The organism is Nocardia sp. NPDC019219 (genome assembly GCF_040632645.1).
GTDB classification, from domain to species: domain Bacteria; phylum Actinomycetota; class Actinomycetes; order Mycobacteriales; family Mycobacteriaceae; genus Nocardia; species Nocardia sputorum.
This window is the reverse complement of record NZ_JBEYCG010000005.1, coordinates 246,698-262,318: the sequence shown is the minus strand read 5'-3', so window position 1 is coordinate 262,318 and position 15,621 is coordinate 246,698. Positions and strand designations below refer to the sequence as shown.

Genomic DNA, 15,621 nt, shown 5'->3' with positions numbered 1-15,621 from the left:
ACCGCCCATTCGAGCTGTCGCGCGACGGTAAGAGGGAGAAACGCCCGCTCACGGCCGCGTCGAGCGCGGCGGCGCTCGCGTGTCGGGCTCAGCCGAGCAGTTCCCGGCTCAACGCCAGCAGTTCCGCGGTCGAGAGGACTTCCTCCGCCCCCGGCGGTCGCTGATCCGCCTCCGGCGCGGCGGGGGCCGGGGACGGCGCCTCCGTCGCCGGGTTCGCCGGGGTGAGGCGGAGGTCGAGCTCAGCCGCCAACAACTCGACGGTGGGGCAGCCCCAGATGACGGCGGCGGGGACGTCGACACCGAGGCGGGCCCCGAGGCGCGCCGACAGCTCCACGGCGTGCACCGAGCCGATCCCGAGCTGCTCGAAGTTCTGCCGCACGGCCACCCGGTCGGGCGCGATGCCGACGACTTCGGCCAGTTCGGTGGTGACCAGGGTGGCGAGCGCCGCGAGACCAGGCGTAGTTCCGTGCTCTCCGGCCCCAGAGGGCGACGCGAGCGCTGCCGGGCGCGGTAGCGAGTCGGCAACCGTCGCGGTGGTCACGATTCTTTCCGGAGTCGTCACCGACGCCACCGCAGGCGACCTTCGAACCGATCCGTCAGGAGAAGCGATTTCGACGAGCGATTCGTCCCGCGCAGGCGTCGCGGGCGCGGCGACGCCGAGTGCCTGGTCCTGGGCCTGCGGGTCCGCCCAGTGCCGTTCGCGCTGGAACGGATAGGTGGGCAGCGAGATCGTGCGGCCCGGCGGGTTCACCGCCGCCCAGTCGGGTTCCACGCCACGCTCGAACAGCGTGCCCGCCGCGCGCAGTAGGTCGCGACGAGCCACGGCGCCGGGACGCAGGGCCGCGCTCAGCACGAGGCCCAGCACCTCGTTCTCGTCTGCGTCGGCGTCCTCGGTGGCGCCGTCGAGATAGGCGTCGAGGAATTCCACAACTTGGTCGACATCGTCGGCTACCGTCGCAATGCGCTGCTGGAGAACGGCTCTCGTGGCGAGAGTATGCGCGAGGTCCCCCAAGCGGATATCCGGATGGTCCACGAGATACTCCCGCAGCCGACGTGCGTGCTCCCGCAGCGCGGCTTCGCTGCGTGCGGACAGCACCACCAGCCGCTCCGAGACGCCGCTGTCGCCGACCGGTTCCAACGCGGGCGCGGCTTCGACGAGGACGTGAGCGTTCGAGCCGCCGAAACCGAACGCGCTCACCGCGGCGCGCGCGGGGCCGTCGTGGCGCGGCCACGCCATCGCGGTGTCGGCCACCCGCACTCCGGTCGCGGCGGGATCGAACTCGGCGGGCACACGGTCGAAGTGGAGACTGCGCGGGATCCGCCGACGCGACACGGCAAGCGCGACTTTCACCAGTCCGGCCACGCCCGCGGCCGCCTCGGTGTGCCCGATATTCGTCTTGACGGAGCCGACGATCAGCGGCTCGCCGAGAGCTCTGCCCGCGCCGTACACCGCGGCCAACGCGGAAAGTTCGGCACGGTCACCGACGGCGGTGCCGGTGCCGTGCGCCTCGACGTAGTCGATCGTCGACGGGTCCACTCCCGCCCGCTCGCAGGCCCGCCGCAGCAGTTGCCGCTGCCCGTCGGCGCTGCTGGCGGGCATGGAGTGGTGCCTGCCGTTGTTGTTGGTGGCGCTGCCGAGCAGGGTGCAGTAGACGCGGTCGCCGTCACGCAGGGCCTGGCGCAGTGGTTTGAGCACGACGACCGCGCCGCCTTCACCGCGCACGTAGCCGTCGGCGGAGGCGTCGAAGGCGCGGGATCGGCCACCGGCGGACAGCACACCCAGCGCGGACAATCCGATCGCGGTCTCCGGTATCAGGTTCAGTTGCACGCCACCCGCGAGGGCCAGCGCGCTCTCCCCTGCCCGCAGGGCCTGGCAGGCCAGATGCACGGCGACCAGCGATCCGGCGCAGGAGGCGTTCACGGTCATGCTGGGTCCATCGAAACCCAGGACGTACGACACCCGGTTGGCGATCACGCCTTCGACATCTCCGGTGCTGGTGAACGGCGTGATCGCGGTGGCGCCCCTGGCGAGCTTGACGGCGCGATAATCGTTGAACTTGTTGGCGAAGTACACACCGGTGCGCGGCGCCCGATCGGGCCGGATCCCCGCGTCTTCGCATGCCTCCCAAGCCAATTCCAGTGCCAAGCGTTGCTGCGGATCCATGTCGGCGGCCTCGCGCGGGGTGATGCCGAAGAACTCGGCGTCGAAGCCGGCGACATCCGCCAGATACCCACCGGCGACCGACACCGTCTTGCCCGCGGCGGCTCGGTCGGAGCCGAGATGATCCCCCGGCCAGCGGCCGGGCGGGGGCGCGTCGGCGATCGCGTCGGTCTCCTCGATCAGCAACCGCCACAACGCTTCCGGTGAATCGGCGCCTCCGGCGAAGCGGCAACTCATGCCGATCACGGCGATGGGCTCCGCGGCACGCGCCGCGGCGTCGACCTCCGGCTGGGGACGGATGCGCCGCTTGGCCTTCTTCACGCTATTCACCTGCCCGCGATCCACCGGCCGCACACCCGCGCAGCGGGTGAGGCGGTGAATCCGCCGATCTTGTTGTGGGGTAGGGACATGTGCCGGAGACTCTACCTGTGCTGTTTTCCGAACGTCCCGTTTTCGCTCGGGTGACGTCCGCGCTGGGGGGCGAGGCACGGCGTCGAGAACTATTACGTTTCGCCTCTGTCGGTGTCGCCGCGTTCACGCTGGACACCGCGGTTTTCCTGACTTTGAAGAGCACTGTGCTCGAGGCGCATCCGGTCACGGCGAAAGTGGTCGCGGTGCTGGCGGCGATCACGCTGTCGTATGTGCTCAACAAGCAGTGGTCCTTCGACGGGCGCGGCGGGCGGCGCGGTCATCACGAGGCCGCGCTGTTCTATCTGGTCAGTTTCCTGGCCGTCGCGATCAACACCGCACCGCTGTGGGTGTCGCGGTATGTGCTGCATCTCGAGGTGCCCGAGGTCTCCCGCTTCACCCAGAACCTGGCCGACTTCGTCGCCGCGCAGCTCATCGGCACGGCGCTGGGCATGGTGTTCCGGTTCTGGGCATTCGTGCGGGTGGTGTTCCCGGACGAGGTGCAGGGGCCCGGCGCGGCGGGGGAGTTCCGCTCACCCTGACGGCAACCCTGCCATGCGTGATCGCGCACCGTACGGGCCGAATCGCCTCGCCGCGATACCCCGGCCGGACGTTCGCCCGGCCGCGCGGGTGGTAGGAAAGGGAGCGTGTCCGCAACTGGCGAAGGAATCGACCCGAACAGAAGCTCCCGCGCGGTATCGGAAGTGGTGGAGCTGGTCAGTACGCTGATCCGCTTCGACACCTCCAACACCGGCGATCTGGCCACCACCAAGGGGGAGCGCGAATGCGCGCAGTGGGTGGCCGACCAGCTGCATCAAGCGGGATATGTCACCGAATACGTCGAGTCCGGCGCGGACGGGCGCGGCAACGTCTTCGCGCGGCTGGAGGGAGCCGACCGCAGTCGTGGCGCGCTGATGATCCACGGGCACCTGGACGTGGTGCCCGCCCAAGCCGCGGACTGGAGCGTGCACCCGTTCTCCGGCGCGGTGCGCGACGGTTACGTGTGGGGTCGCGGCGCGATCGACATGAAGGACATGGTGGGGATGACGCTGGCGGTGGCGCGCCAGTTCAAGCTCGAGGGCACGGTGCCGCCGCGCGATCTGGTCTTCGCCTTCCTCGCCGACGAGGAGAACGGCGGCAAGTGGGGCTCGCAGTGGCTGGTGGACAACCGCCCCGATCTGTTCGACGGCGTCACCGAGGCGGTGGGGGAGGTCGGCGGGTTCTCGCTGACCGTACCGCGGCCCGACGGCACCGAGCGCAGGCTGTACCTGGTGGAGACCGCCGAGAAGGGCCTGGGCTGGATGCGATTGCGGGCCAAGGCCCGCGCCGGTCACGGCTCGTTCCTGCACGAGGACAACGCGGTCACCATCCTCGCCGAGGCGGTGGCCCGGCTGGGCAAACACACCTTCCCCCTGGTGCTCTCGGATTCGGTGGCCGCGTTCCTCGCCGCCGTCGCCGAGGAGACGGGCCTGGAGTTCGATCCGGCGAGCCCCGACATCGAGGGCCAGCTGGCGAAGCTGGGCACCATTTCCCGCATCATCGGCGCCACCCTGCGCGACACGGCGAACCCCACCATGCTGCAGGCCGGTTACAAGGCCAACGTGATCCCGCAGACCGCCGAAGCGGTGGTGGACTGCCGCGTGGTGCCCGGGCGGCAGGCGGCGTTCGAGCAGGAGGTGGACGAGCTGATCGGCCCCGACGTCGAACGCGAGTGGATCACCAAGCTCGACTCCTACGAGACGACCTTCGACGGCGATCTGGTCGACGCGATGAACAACGCCGTGCTGGCCCACGATCCGCGCGGCCGCACCGTGCCCTACATGCTCTCCGGCGGCACCGACGCGAAAGCGTTCGCCCGCTTGGGTATTCGCTGCTTCGGCTTCGCGCCGTTGCAGCTGCCCCCGGAGCTGGACTTCACCGCCCTGTTCCACGGCGTCGACGAGCGGGTGCCGGTGGAGGCCCTCGAATTCGGCACCCGCGTGCTGGAACACTTCCTACTGCACAGCTGATCCGATCCGGAAGAGAGGTTTCATGACCTACAACCCCTACGACGCGCTTCCGCAGGTGCCGTCGTTCACACTCACCTCCGACGACGTCACCGACGGGCAGCCGTTCAAGAACGAGCAGGTCAGCGGCATCTTCGGGGCGGGAGGCCAGGACATCTCCCCGCAGCTGTCCTGGTCGGGTTTCCCTGCGGAGACCAAGAGCTTCGCGGTGACGGTGTACGACCCCGACGCACCCACCGCCTCCGGCTTCTGGCACTGGGTCGTCGCCGACATTCCCGTCAGCGCGACCTCCCTGCCCGCGGGCGCGGGCAGCGGCGAAGAGGGCGGCGCGATGCCGACCGGTGCGATCACCCTGCGCAACGACGGCGGATTCCACGGCTTCGTCGGCGCGGCCCCGCCGCCCGGCCACGGCCCCCACCGCTACTTCATCGTCGTGCACGCCGTCGACGTCGAAAGCCTCGGCATCGACGAGAACGCCAGCCCGGCCTACCTGGGCTTCAACTTGTTCTCCCACACGCTGGCTCGCGCGACCCTGGTCGCCACCTACGAGCAGAAGTAGCCCTTCGGCATGACTGTGGCCCTGAGCGAAACGCTCGGGGCCACGGTGCTTTCTCCAGCGCGGTTTCGACGCGGGTTTCGGAGCGGGCGTGAACCTGGCGCGAGCCGTGGCCGCGGGATCCTCGCGGCCGAGCGCTGACCGCGACCGATCACGGCTGGCGGAGCACCGTGTGTCGCGCCTCTTTCGTTCCGTATGGCGAGCCCGTAGCCGAGTAGGACCGCATCCGATCCGACCGGTTGGTCTTCCCAGTATTGGTTCGTTTCTCCCGGGCCGCGACCGGCCGGAGGGGCTACGCTGCCGCTGGACAGCCGCCCAATAGGGCGTGCGAGGACTGATGAGGGTACGAACTTGATCATTCGCACGGAAACGGCCTGGGTGCTCTTCTTCGCCGGGCTCATCTTCCTGTGGGCACTGGTGCTCGGGGTATGGAAGTGGCAGGCGATGACCACCTCGCCGGACGGTCTGGCCCACCCCTACGTGGACATCGCTCACCGAGCCGCACTGCTGTACTCCTTCGCGACCGGATTGATCGCGTGGTTCGTCGAATTGTCCGGCTGGCCCACCGCGGTGAACGCCGTCGCGGCGGGGGCCATCATCCTGCTGTTCGTCGTGACGATCGCGAACTACATCCGGCTCGGCTTGCAGCGTGAGACCGACAACCAGATGCGCAATCCACCGCCGTCGATGCGTTTCGTTCTCGCCGCGTTGATCATCGGCGAGATCGGCGGATTCGCCGTGCTGCTGGCCGGCTTCGCCGTGGAACAGTTGGGGTAGCCCCGCCTCGGAGTGCACGGCTCGCGGTGCCGCGTCGAAGCGGGCGACCGCGAGATCGGTCGCTCATCCTCCTTCACTCGACAGGCGCTGGCGCAGGGTTGCCGCCCGCAGGGTGAGGTGGTTGCGCTCGGCCAGGTTGTGCGCCTGTGCGGCGGCCCGCGCGTAGAGCTGCGCTGCCGTGGCGAGGTCTCCGGTGCGCTCATGCAAGTAGGCGGATGAAGCGGTGTATCGCGGCAGCGCCGGGTCGAGGTCGGCGAGCGCGGCCAGCCCCGCCCGCGGTCCGTCCGCCTCACCCACCGCGACGGCACGATTGAGCCGCACCACCGGGCTGTCGGTGAACCGGAGCAGTTCGTCGTACCACTCGACGATCTGCACCCAGTCGGTCTCCTCGGCGGTCTGCGCGTCGGCGTGCAGGGCCGCGATCGCGGCCTGCGCCTGGTATTCCCCGAGCCGGTCGCGGGCCAGCGCCGCTTGCAGCACCAGCACGCCTTCGGCGATCAGGTCGCGCCGCCAGAGGCTGCGGTCCTGCTCGGACAGCGGCACGAGACTGCCGTCGGCGCGCGTGCGGGCCGCGCGCCTGGCGTGGTGGAGCAGGAACAGGGCCAGCAGGCCCGCGACCTCCGGGTCGCCGGTGGTCGCGGCCAGCTGCCTGGCCAGCCGGATCGCCTCGGCGGCGAGGTCGACATCGCCGCTGTATCCCTCGTTGAACACCAGATACAGCACCCGCAGCACGGTGCGCAGGTCTCCGGGACGGTCCAGCCGGACGCCGGCGACGGTCCGTTTGGCGCGGCTGATCCGCTGGGCCATGGTCGCTTCGGGCACGAGGTAGGCCTGAGCGATCTGGCGGGTGGTGAGACCGCCGACGGCCCGCAATGTCAGGGCAACCGCCGACGCGGGGGTGAGGCTGGGGTGCGCGCACAGGAAGTAGAGCTGCAGCGTTTCATCCACCGCGGTGGTGGGTCCGGGCGGTGGCTCCTCGCAGTCCCGCAGCTCCCGGCGGTGCCGCGCGAGATCGGAGCGGGCGAGATCGAGGAAGCACCGCCACGCCGTGGTGATCAGCCACCCCTTCGGGTCGCCGGGGCGCTGCTTCGGCCAGGTCTCGACGGCCCGGATCAGCGCTTCCTGCACGGCGTCTTCGGCGGTCGCGAAATCCGCCCCGCGGTGGACGAGGGCTGTCAGGACGCCGGGGATCAGATCCCGCAGCTGGGCCTCGTCCACCGCGTCGGCGGCCGTCACTCGGTGACGGTCGGCGCGGCGGTCAGGAACGGCCGCACCTCGAGCCACTCGTGGATCGGCTTGCCGCCCGCGCCGGGCGCCGCGGACAACTCGCCGGCCAGCTCGACGGCGCGCTCGTAGGAGTCGACGTCGATGATCATCCACCCCGCGATCAGGTCCTTGGTCTCCGCGAACGGGCCGTCGGTCACCGGGGGCTTGCCCTCGCCGTCGTAGCGCACCCACGCCCCCTCCTGCGCCAGGGCTTGGCCGTCGACGAACTCGCCGGTGCCTTCCAGGCGGGCGGCGAAGTCGTTCATGTACTCGAGGTGCGCCTCGATCTCCGCGGGCGTCCACTGATCCATCGGCACGTCGTTGACCGCCGCCGGCGCGCCTCGGTAGTGCTTGAGAAGCAGGTACTTCGCCATGACATCCATCCTTCCGGAACCTGCGACCCCGGTTGGTCGCTCACCCCTGGGACGGAGCCGTCACGACGTTCTCGACATCCGCCGCCGAACTTTTTCGCGCCTTCTGGTTTGTGATTGTTCTACGACTGCTCGAGCGCCCCATCAGCCAACCCGGCGGTAAACGCGTCCCACGCCCTGGGGGTGAACACGAGGGCCGGACCGGACGGGTCCTTGGAGTCCCTCATGCCGATCGTCCCGTCCTCCAGATATGCCACCTCGACGCAATCCTGGTTGGGTCCGCTGCGACTGCTCTTGAACCACGCCGCCTCGGCCCGGTCGGTACTCACTCGGCATACTCCTTAGCGATCTTCAACACCAGTTCCCTGGTTTCTTCTTCATCCAACGCGGCGGTCTGAATCGCCTTACATGCTGTCTTGTATTGGTCTATTTCACTTGGCTTGTCCAGGTAGAGCGCACCCGTATAGCCCTCAACGTACACCACTGGAGGCTCGGTGAAAGATTGCAGCTCTGGGAACTCCATCAGCGTGAAAGACCCTGTTACCAGCGGCAATACGCGCTCGGTTCGGAGTGGCACCACCCGCAGAGTGACGGTGGGCAGCCGCGAAACGGCCAAGAGATGGTGGAGTTGTTCCGACATAACCGCCGGTCCGCCGATCTGGTATCTCAGCCCTGCCTCTCCGAGAAATACGTTCATGGTGAAGCGGTGACGCGATTCCCGTAAGCGTTCCTGACGCTTGGTCGCAATCTCGATTCGACGCTCGACATCCGAGGTAGGCATACCGGGATACGCACCCCAAATCACTGAACGCCGGTAGCCAGGAGTCTGGAGCAGGCCGGGCAGCAGCGTGAGATGGAAGGTCGTCAGCTTCCGGGCAGCTTCTTCGAGCCCGAGATAGAGATCGAAGTAGGTCGGCACCGCATCGCCGTAGGCATGCCACCATCCAGTCCTCTTGGTCTCACGGACAAGGCCCGTCAATGCTGCCGCGTCGTCCTCTGCTACTCCATACAGTTCGCAGAGGGCTTTGATGTAGATGTCCTTCAGTTTCACGCCCTGGCCGCCCTCCAGCCGCCACATGGTCTGCGGGGACACCTCGATGACCTTGCACGCTTGCGCGACGGTCACACCGGACGCCTCGCGTAGCTGACGCAGTCGGCGACCCAACATGCGACGGGGAACTGTGGAGCCCGGACTCTCAGTCATTAGCCAACCTCACGGCGTTGTGTGAATTTGGAAGGATCTGCGGAGCAAGCCTGGAAGATGGGGAGAAATCTAGGCTACTCGCGCCATGGAATATTCCAAAATGCTTGGCTCAGGCGTCTACTGGGAGTGCGCCAGACCGTAGGAGCGGAATGCGAGGTCTCCGTGGGCATCTCCTGCCTACAACGACGGCGGCTACCGCGAAGCTGGCGCACCGCAACTTTTGTGCGATTGAGCAGGGGGTTCGATGCTGGGCCGGACACCTTTCGGAAATACGCCGCTGGCGTGGTGCGCCTACTACCGGCAGGTGTGCGACCTGCCCGCGCAGGTCGATCCACCTCAGGTGGGGCGCATAGTCCTACGCATGGGGGTGGCGTGGGCGGTGATCATGCCCGCCACGTTGGGCCAGGACGTGAAGGTGTGGATGCAGCGGCATCACCACAGGGTCGGGCCGATCATGTCGCATCCCCGGTCGAAGCGGTGGACGTATCTGACGCAGCCCGACCTGCCCGGTGACATCACGTTGTTCGCGGAGATGTTCGGGCTCGACGTCTCGTTGGTGTGCGCGGGCGGAACCGTGGCGTTGCCGGGTCCGGCAGATCGGGGCACCGCCTTTCGCGCCTGGGTTACTCTGCCGGACAGCCCTTTTCGTCCATCCGGAAGCGTCGTCGTGGCCGCGATCCGTGGATGCGTAGCCGAGCGCATCGCCCGCCGGAAGCGTGGCATCGCGTATGCGTGAGACGCCCGAGGCCGAAGAATCACTGCCGCGCCGTGGATCTCCGCTGCCGTCCGAGCCGGATGTGCACTTGTCCGTGTTCTGGCACGGCCTCCGGATGGACTTCGTCGCCTGCGTGACCGCCGCGTGCCTGTTCGTCCAGGAGTGGCGTGCCCGGCACTGGCACGACGCGGTCGAGGTATCGATGAAGGACACCGACGGGTATCCGCGACTGCCGTGCGAGCGGTTGTATCTGGAGCCGTGAGAGCCGGCAACCCGAACGCTCCGCGGTGGCGGGGGGTAGGCGAATCCGAATAGCGATCCACGCACGCCCGCGGCAGGCGCGGATACCCCGCGCGGTGGCGTGGGCTCAGCGGATGCGCTCGGGTGCGGTGAACGCGGCGACCAGGCCCTCGGCCGTGCCGTCGTATCGGTCTCCGAACAACTCGGCGGATTCGGTGGCGACCTTGGTGCTGCGGGCGAACATGGCTTGCTCGTATTCGGTGAGGGCGGTCTCGATGTCGTCGGGGTGCACGGCGAGGGCGTTGCCGAGTTCGGCGCCGTCGAGTAGGGCGAGGTTGGCGCCTTCGCCGTTCGTGGGCATGAGATGGGCGGCGTCGCCGAGCAGGGTCACCCCCGGCACCCGATTCCACCGGTGCCCGACGGGCAGGGTGTAATGCGGGCGCCAGACCGGCAGGATGTCGGTGTCGGTGATCAGCGCGGTGAGTTCCGGCGCCCAGCCGTGGAATTCCTGCGCGATTCGTGCGGTGGCCGTGGCGGCGTCGGTGAAGTCGATGGCGGCGAACCAGTCGTACGGTCTGGCGAGCACTACGTAGGCGTGCAGGGTGTCGCCCTTTTCGCGGTGTGCGTGGATCTCTCGGCCCGGCGAGGGCGCCGACATCGACCCGCCGCCGACCGCTGCCGCGGCGGCGGGGTGGCGGGTGTCGGCGTCGTACAGGTAGGTCTCGACGAACGACTCGCCGGTGTAGTCGGGTACGGCGGTGGACAGCAGCGGCCGGACCCGTGACCACGCGCCGTCGGCGCCGACCAGCAGGCTCGTGACGAGCGTGCCGCCGTCGGCGAAGGTCACCTCGTGGCGGCCCGCACCGAGAGCACGAACACCACTGAGCTTCTTGCCCCACCGGACGGTGCCGGTCGGCAGCGAGTCCAGCAGCAGTTGTCGTAGCTCGCCGCGCTGCACCTCGGGGCGTCCGCCGGTGCCGTCGTCGGGTTGGTCGAGCAGAACGGTCCCGTTCGGGTCGAGGATCCGCATCGCCTGGCGGCCTTCCAGGATGAGGCCGCGGAATTCGTCCGTCAGTCCGGCCGCCGCGAGGGCGAGTTGGCCGTTGTAGTCGTGGATGTCGAGCATGCCGCCCTGCGTGCGCGCCGTCGGGGTCGGTTCGGCCTCGTACACCGTGGCCGGGACGCCGTGGACGTGCAGGACGCGGGCCAGAGCGAGTCCGCCGAGTCCGGCGCCGATGATCGTTACTGGATTGGTCATGGTGACGAGGGTGCTGGGCAGGGGTTGCACAGCCCTTGCGCCTGGCTTGCACCCTCATGCGTCCATCCCCCGAATGGGGTGAATGCCGGCTCGCGACAGAGCCGCCTCCGGCGTGACCTTGCCCCGCCTGCGGGAGGCCGCAGCGGCCGGCAGCCGGTAAGTTCGGTGGACCGCCGATCCGAACAGGAGTCAGCAGTGCCCATCGAGCACGAAGCCAAGATCCTCGATATCGACCCGGACGCCATCGAACGGCACATCGTCGACAAGGGGGGCCGGAAGCTCGGCGAGCGGCTCATGCGCCGCTATGTGTACGACGTCACGCCCGGTGATGAATCGAAGTGGATCCGGTTGCGCGACAACGGCGACGGCACCACCCTCGCGGTCAAGCACATCACCAGCGACGCCATCGATGGCACCCACGAAGTGGAGGTGGGCGTCGACGATTTCGCCGCCACCAACGCCCTGCTCGAGACGCTGGGGTTCACGGCGAAGTCCTACCAGGAGACCGAGCGGATCAGCTTCGTGCTCGACGGCGCGCAGCTCGAGATCGATACCTGGCCGCGGATCCCGCCGTACCTGGAGATCGAAGCCGCGACCAAGGACGAAGTAGTCCGCATCGCCGGACTGCTCGGCTACACCGAAGCCGATCTGACCGGCGAGAACACGATCAAGATCTACGCACGGCACGGCATCGACCTCAACACCGTGCGCGAACTCCGGTTCTGAGTAGCGATCCCGGCTCCGCGCCGATGCCGATGCACCTGAGTGGCACGCCTCGGTGCGGCCGCCGGCCGAATACGCTCGCCTTCGTGTGGGCCCGGATGGGCTGGTAAGCCCGCGCACCGATGCGGCGGCGCGCCGCACCGCTGACGATTCGGTCCGGGTCGGTGGTCCGGGATTCGTCGAGCAGGCGACGGAAGCCGGGTCGGTCGATACGCGCTACATTTCGGCTACGAGATGGTCCGCACGATTCCCTCGGCCGCGGACTGTTCGATGGCGGCGAGGAGCCGGTGGTGGCGCAGGGCGGTCTCGAAGCTGGGATGCGGTTGCCGGGCTTCGCCGATGGCCTGGGCGACTTCCTGGTAGAGGGCCGCGATGTTGGCCGGTGGGCCGGACCGGACGCCGACGGGGACGGTGCGATAGGTGTCGGGCACGGTCAGGACCTCGTCGCCGATCCGGATGTCCCAGTCGCCCCAGTGGATGAATGTCCCGGGCTGGGCCGGGGTGGCGGTCAACGTTCCGTCGCTGCCGACGAGCTCGAGCCGGAACCCGTACCGGGCCGGACCGTTGCCGCCGTGCACGGCGACCGACGCGGTGGCGCCACCGGCCAGCTGTCCGTGCAGCAGCACGTGGCTGGGCGTGGCGTTGGGCACGCCCCGCTCCGTCCCGGTGACGAGCACGCGGTCGTGCGTGCGGGGCAGCCGTGCGGAGACTTCGGTCAGCGGGCCCGCGGCTCGTTCGAGTGCGGCCAGGAAGTGACCGGCCATGATGGTCAGGATGTTGGTTCCCTCCGACGGATCCAGGCCGAATACCAGGTTCGGCCATATTCGACTGCCGCCCCAGGGGGCGCCCTCCGCCACCAGCGCGACCGATTCCAGCGCGCCGATCCGGCCGTCGGCCACGAGGTCGGCGGCGAAACGGGCGCTCGGGGAGTGGTGGCCCTGGAGGACGACCGCGTGAACGACGCCCGCGGCGGTGGCGGCGGCGGTCAGCTCGCCCGCTTCGTCGGCGTCGACGCCCAGCGGCCACTCGGACACGACGTGCTTGCCCGCGGCGAGCGCGGCCCGGATCACGGCGGCATGCCCGGAAGCCTTCACCGAGACCACGACCAGGTCGACCTCAGGGTGTGCGATGAGTTCGTCGGCGTCGGCGAAGGCGTGCCGCGCGCCGTGGGCGGCGGCCGCGCGGTCCGCGCTGGCCTGGCTGGTCGTCGCGACCGCGGTCACGTCGAACTCCTCGAGCGCTGTGAGCGCGGGCAGGTGTGAGCTGTTGGCCCAACCGCTGGCCCCGACAACCCCGACTCGGATCATGTACGTCGCTCCTTAGTTATGTACCTTTCGGTATCAAACTAGGCGGCACGCCGGGCTCGCACAAGAGGTAATGTACCGATAGGTAAAAAACGTGGAGAGAGCATGGAGGGACGGCATGCCTGGCGGACGCCCACGCTCGTTCGACGCAGCCACGGCACTCGACCGCGCGCTGGAGGTGTTCTGGCGGCAGGGCTACGAGGGCACCTCGCTGGCCGACCTGACCGCCGCCATGGGCATCAACAAGCCCAGTCTCTATGCCGCCTTCGGGAACAAAGAGGAACTGTTCGGCAAGGTTCTTGCCCGCTACCTCGACGGTCCCGGCGCCTACGCCGCCGACGCGCTGGACGCGCCCACCGGCCGCGAGGTCATCGAGCGGCTGATCCACGGGGCCATCGACCTGACCGCAGGCGAGAACACGCCCCCCGGCTGTCTGTGCGTCAAAACCGTTCACGCCAGCGGACCCGACGCGCACGCCGCACGCCAGGACGCCGTCGCGGTACGCAAAGCCGGCGAGGCGGCGCTGCGCAGGCGGCTCGAGCAGGCCACCGACCTTCCGTCTCGCCACCAGCCGGCCGCCCTGGCCGCACTCGTGCACACGATCTCCGACGGCATCGCCGTCCAGGCCGCGGCCGGGCGCAGCCGCGACGAGCTGCGGCGGATCGGCACCTCGGCGCTGCGCACACTCCTGGACGAAGGCGCGTAGACCGCGCCGGGAGCCGAAAAGCGCTGTGAGCCCGAAAAGACTTGGGCCACAGCGCTTTCCGTCGGGCCTATTTGACGCTGATGACCTGTTCGGAGGGCTCCTTGGCGTACAGGGCCTCGATCTCGGCCTGATACTTGGCCGCGATGGGGGCGCGTTTGAGCGACATCTTCGGGGTCAGCTCGTCGCCGCCGGGTTCCCAGACCGCGCCGAGGATGGTGAAGCGCTTGATCTGTTCCACGCGCGAGAGTTTGGCGTTGCCCGCTTGGACCGCGGCGAGTACCTCGTCGACGATCTGCTTGCGCGTGGCAAGGGCGGCGATGTCCTCGCCGGTGGCGTCGAGTTCCTTCGCCCGCAGCGCGGCGACGTCGGGGTCGAGCACGATCAGGGCCGCGATGTAGGGCTTGGCGTCGCCGATGGCGACGACCTGGCCGATCAGCGAGGAGACGGCCTTCACCGAGTTCTCGATATTGCTGGGGGCGATGTTCTTGCCCGCCTCGTTGATGATCAGTTCCTTCTTGCGGTCCACGATCCGCAGGTAACCGTCGGCGTCGAGGGTGCCGATGTCACCGGTGTGCAGCCAGCCGTCGGAGTCGATGGCCTCGGCGGTCTTGTCGGGCATGTTGCGGTAGCCGCGGGTGACGATCGCGCCGCGCACCAGCACCTCGCCGTCGGCGTCCAGCCGCAGTTCCACGCCGTCGGCGGCGCGCCCGACCGAGCCGGGACGCGGCTTGTCCAGTTCGGTGTAGGTGCCCACGCCGGTGGTTTCCGACATACCCCACACCTCGCTGACGGTGAAGCCGAGGCCGAGGAAGTATTCCAGGGTCTCCGGCGGGATGGGGGCGGCGCCGGAGGAGGCGACTTTCAGTTGCTCCAGGCCCAGGGCGTGGCGCAGTTTGGACAACACCAGGGTCTCGGCGATCTTGTGCTGCGCGCTGAGCAGGGGACCGCGGCCTTTGCCCGCCAGATCGGCGCGAGCGGCGGCGACACCGGTGGCGATCGCCCAGTTGGCCAGCGCCTTCTTGACCGGGCTCGGTTCTTCGGCGAGTTTGCCCTCGACACCGGCCTTGATCTTCTGCCAGACGCGCGGGACACCGAAGAAGGTGGTCGGGCGCGCGTCGGGCAGGGCGGCGGCGACTTCGCGCGGGTCGGGCACGGTGGTGATCTGGATGCCGGTGAGCAGGTTCAGCGCATGGGCGGAGATCCGGTCGGCCACGTGAGCGGCAGGCAGGTAGGACACCACCCGGTCGTCGAGGCCGACCTGCAACGGGCCGTTGACCAGGACGATGATCTGGGCCAGCACGTTGCGGTGGGTGATCTCCACGCCCTTGGACGGGCCGGTGGTACCGGAGGTGTAGATCAGGGTGGCCAGGTCATCGGCGCCGACGGCCTGCCAGGCGGCGTCGAAATCGAAGTCGGCGGCGGGTGCGGCCTCGACTTCCTCCAGCGTGACGGCGCCCTCGGCAGGTCCGTCGACCATGATGATGTGCTCGACCGGCACTCCGGCCGCGATGATGCGGTCGAGGAACAGCTGTTCGGTCACCACGACTTTGTTGCCCGCGTTGGTGAACAAGTGGGAGATCTGATCGGGGGAGCTGGTGTTGTAGATGGAGAACGGGGTGGCGCCCAGATGCAGCGCGGCGGTGTCGACGAGATTGAACTCGGGGCGGTTGGTGAGCATGATGCCGACGGTGTCGCCGTGGCCGACGCCGAGGCCGGCCAGGCCGGCGGCGATCGAACGCACCCGTTCGGCGTACTCGCGCCAGGTGTATTCCTGGGTGCCGCCCACTTTGCGCAAGGCGATCTGGTCGGGGCGCAGCCGCGCGGTCTCCTGGAATGCGGCGGGCACGGTGTACACCGTTTTGCCCGACTGGTGCGCGTATCCGATTTCTGTTGTCGTCATATCCCTGTTCCCGGTAGCGCTGGCGT

General features: G+C 68.8%; 16 protein-coding genes. 8 read left to right on the top strand and 8 right to left on the bottom strand.

Annotated elements, in window-relative coordinates; all coding sequences use genetic code 11:
• Positions 1-88 precede the first annotated feature (88 nt).
• On the bottom strand, positions 89-2,482 hold the full coding sequence (locus tag ABZ552_RS12715; protein WP_281918578.1) for a beta-ketoacyl synthase N-terminal-like domain-containing protein: 2,394 nt from the start codon (positions 2,480-2,482) through the stop codon (positions 89-91).
• 107 nt (positions 2,483-2,589) lie between these two features.
• Here ABZ552_RS12715 and ABZ552_RS12710 point away from each other — a divergent pair, with 107 nt between their 5' ends.
• The 4 genes from ABZ552_RS12710 (at position 2,590) to ABZ552_RS12695 (ending at position 5,908) form a co-directional block, all read left to right on the top strand.
• Entirely contained in the window at positions 2,590-3,111 is a 522-nt protein-coding gene (locus tag ABZ552_RS12710; protein ID WP_281880459.1) for a GtrA family protein, read from the top strand.
• A gap of 105 nt (positions 3,112-3,216) precedes the next feature.
• Positions 3,217-4,578 carry a M20/M25/M40 family metallo-hydrolase gene (locus tag ABZ552_RS12705; protein ID WP_281880460.1) on the top strand — a complete coding sequence of 454 codons (1,362 nt, stop codon included), beginning with the start codon at positions 3,217-3,219 and terminating at the stop codon, positions 4,576-4,578.
• Between the two features lie 22 nt (positions 4,579-4,600).
• Positions 4,601-5,134, top strand: coding sequence for a YbhB/YbcL family Raf kinase inhibitor-like protein (locus ABZ552_RS12700; protein WP_281880461.1), 534 nt, complete (start codon positions 4,601-4,603; stop codon positions 5,132-5,134).
• A gap of 354 nt (positions 5,135-5,488) precedes the next feature.
• Positions 5,489-5,908 carry a hypothetical protein gene (locus ABZ552_RS12695; RefSeq protein ID WP_281880982.1) on the top strand — a complete coding sequence of 140 codons (420 nt, stop codon included), beginning with the start codon at positions 5,489-5,491 and terminating at the stop codon, positions 5,906-5,908.
• A 63-nt stretch (positions 5,909-5,971) separates the two neighbouring features.
• On the opposite strand, the gene ABZ552_RS12690 is transcribed toward ABZ552_RS12695, so the two are convergent.
• The 4 genes from ABZ552_RS12690 to ABZ552_RS12675 form a co-directional block, all read right to left on the bottom strand.
• Positions 5,972-7,144 (bottom strand): DUF6596 domain-containing protein, encoded by a 1,173-nt coding sequence (locus tag ABZ552_RS12690; RefSeq protein WP_281880463.1) that lies wholly within the window; start codon positions 7,142-7,144, stop codon positions 5,972-5,974.
• Positions 7,141-7,548, bottom strand: a complete 408-nt coding sequence (locus tag ABZ552_RS12685; RefSeq protein ID WP_281880464.1) for a YciI family protein — start codon at positions 7,546-7,548, stop codon at positions 7,141-7,143. Before ABZ552_RS12685 ends, ABZ552_RS12690 begins: the two co-directional genes overlap by 4 nt.
• 119 nt (positions 7,549-7,667) lie before the next feature.
• On the bottom strand, positions 7,668-7,874 hold the full coding sequence (locus tag ABZ552_RS12680; RefSeq protein ID WP_281880466.1) for a DUF397 domain-containing protein: 207 nt from the start codon (positions 7,872-7,874) through the stop codon (positions 7,668-7,670).
• Positions 7,871-8,713, bottom strand: a complete 843-nt coding sequence (locus tag ABZ552_RS12675; RefSeq protein ID WP_357437233.1) for a helix-turn-helix transcriptional regulator — start codon at positions 8,711-8,713, stop codon at positions 7,871-7,873. Before ABZ552_RS12675 ends, ABZ552_RS12680 begins: the two co-directional genes overlap by 4 nt.
• A 280-nt stretch (positions 8,714-8,993) precedes the next feature.
• Here ABZ552_RS12675 and ABZ552_RS12670 point away from each other — a divergent pair, with 280 nt between their 5' ends.
• Positions 8,994-9,485, top strand: coding sequence for a DNA-directed RNA polymerase subunit beta (locus ABZ552_RS12670; RefSeq protein ID WP_357437083.1), 492 nt, complete (start codon positions 8,994-8,996; stop codon positions 9,483-9,485).
• Complete coding sequence (locus ABZ552_RS12665; protein WP_357437080.1) at positions 9,478-9,726, top strand: hypothetical protein; 249 nt, start codon at positions 9,478-9,480, stop codon at positions 9,724-9,726. The genes ABZ552_RS12670 and ABZ552_RS12665 overlap by 8 nt, the downstream gene beginning before the upstream one ends.
• Before the next feature lie 105 nt (positions 9,727-9,831).
• Here the strand turns inward: ABZ552_RS12665 and ABZ552_RS12660 are convergent, their stop codons facing one another.
• Positions 9,832-10,962, bottom strand: a complete 1,131-nt coding sequence (locus ABZ552_RS12660; RefSeq protein ID WP_281918582.1) for an NAD(P)/FAD-dependent oxidoreductase — start codon at positions 10,960-10,962, stop codon at positions 9,832-9,834.
• A 195-nt stretch (positions 10,963-11,157) separates the two neighbouring features.
• Here ABZ552_RS12660 and ABZ552_RS12655 point away from each other — a divergent pair, with 195 nt between their 5' ends.
• Positions 11,158-11,688, top strand: coding sequence for a CYTH domain-containing protein (locus ABZ552_RS12655; RefSeq protein WP_281918583.1), 531 nt, complete (start codon positions 11,158-11,160; stop codon positions 11,686-11,688).
• Positions 11,689-11,912: 224 nt separating this feature from the next.
• On the opposite strand, the gene ABZ552_RS12650 is transcribed toward ABZ552_RS12655, so the two are convergent.
• Positions 11,913-12,992, bottom strand: coding sequence for a Gfo/Idh/MocA family oxidoreductase (locus tag ABZ552_RS12650; protein ID WP_281918584.1), 1,080 nt, complete (start codon positions 12,990-12,992; stop codon positions 11,913-11,915).
• Positions 12,993-13,107: 115 nt separating this feature from the next.
• On the opposite strand from ABZ552_RS12650, the gene ABZ552_RS12645 reads away from it, so the two are divergent.
• Entirely contained in the window at positions 13,108-13,695 is a 588-nt protein-coding gene (locus ABZ552_RS12645) for a TetR/AcrR family transcriptional regulator (protein WP_281880477.1), read from the top strand.
• A gap of 67 nt (positions 13,696-13,762) precedes the next feature.
• On the opposite strand, the gene ABZ552_RS12640 is transcribed toward ABZ552_RS12645, so the two are convergent.
• Positions 13,763-15,595, bottom strand: coding sequence for a long-chain fatty acid--CoA ligase (locus ABZ552_RS12640; protein WP_281918585.1), 1,833 nt, complete (start codon positions 15,593-15,595; stop codon positions 13,763-13,765).
• Positions 15,596-15,621: the final 26 nt, after the last annotated feature.

Bases quoted from the DNA above. Each gene is read 5' to 3' on its own strand.
- ABZ552_RS12670 (WP_357437083.1), top strand. From the start codon at position 8,994: ATGCTGGGCCGGACACCTTTCGGAAATACGCCGCTGGCGTGGTGCGCC.
- ABZ552_RS12665 (WP_357437080.1), top strand. From the start codon at position 9,478: ATGCGTGAGACGCCCGAGGCCGAAGAATCACTGCCGCGCCGTGGATCT.
- ABZ552_RS12685 (WP_281880464.1), bottom strand. From the start codon at position 7,548: ATGGCGAAGTACCTGCTTCTCAAGCACTACCGAGGCGCGCCGGCGGCG.
- ABZ552_RS12645 (WP_281880477.1), top strand. From the start codon at position 13,108: ATGCCTGGCGGACGCCCACGCTCGTTCGACGCAGCCACGGCACTCGAC.
- ABZ552_RS12650 (WP_281918584.1), bottom strand. From the start codon at position 12,992: ATGATCCGAGTCGGGGTTGTCGGGGCCAGCGGTTGGGCCAACAGCTCA.
- ABZ552_RS12675 (WP_357437233.1), bottom strand. From the start codon at position 8,713: ATGTTGGGTCGCCGACTGCGTCAGCTACGCGAGGCGTCCGGTGTGACC.
- ABZ552_RS12700 (WP_281880461.1), top strand. From the start codon at position 4,601: ATGACCTACAACCCCTACGACGCGCTTCCGCAGGTGCCGTCGTTCACA.
- ABZ552_RS12640 (WP_281918585.1), bottom strand. From the start codon at position 15,595: ATGACGACAACAGAAATCGGATACGCGCACCAGTCGGGCAAAACGGTG.
- ABZ552_RS12660 (WP_281918582.1), bottom strand. From the start codon at position 10,962: ATGACCAATCCAGTAACGATCATCGGCGCCGGACTCGGCGGACTCGCT.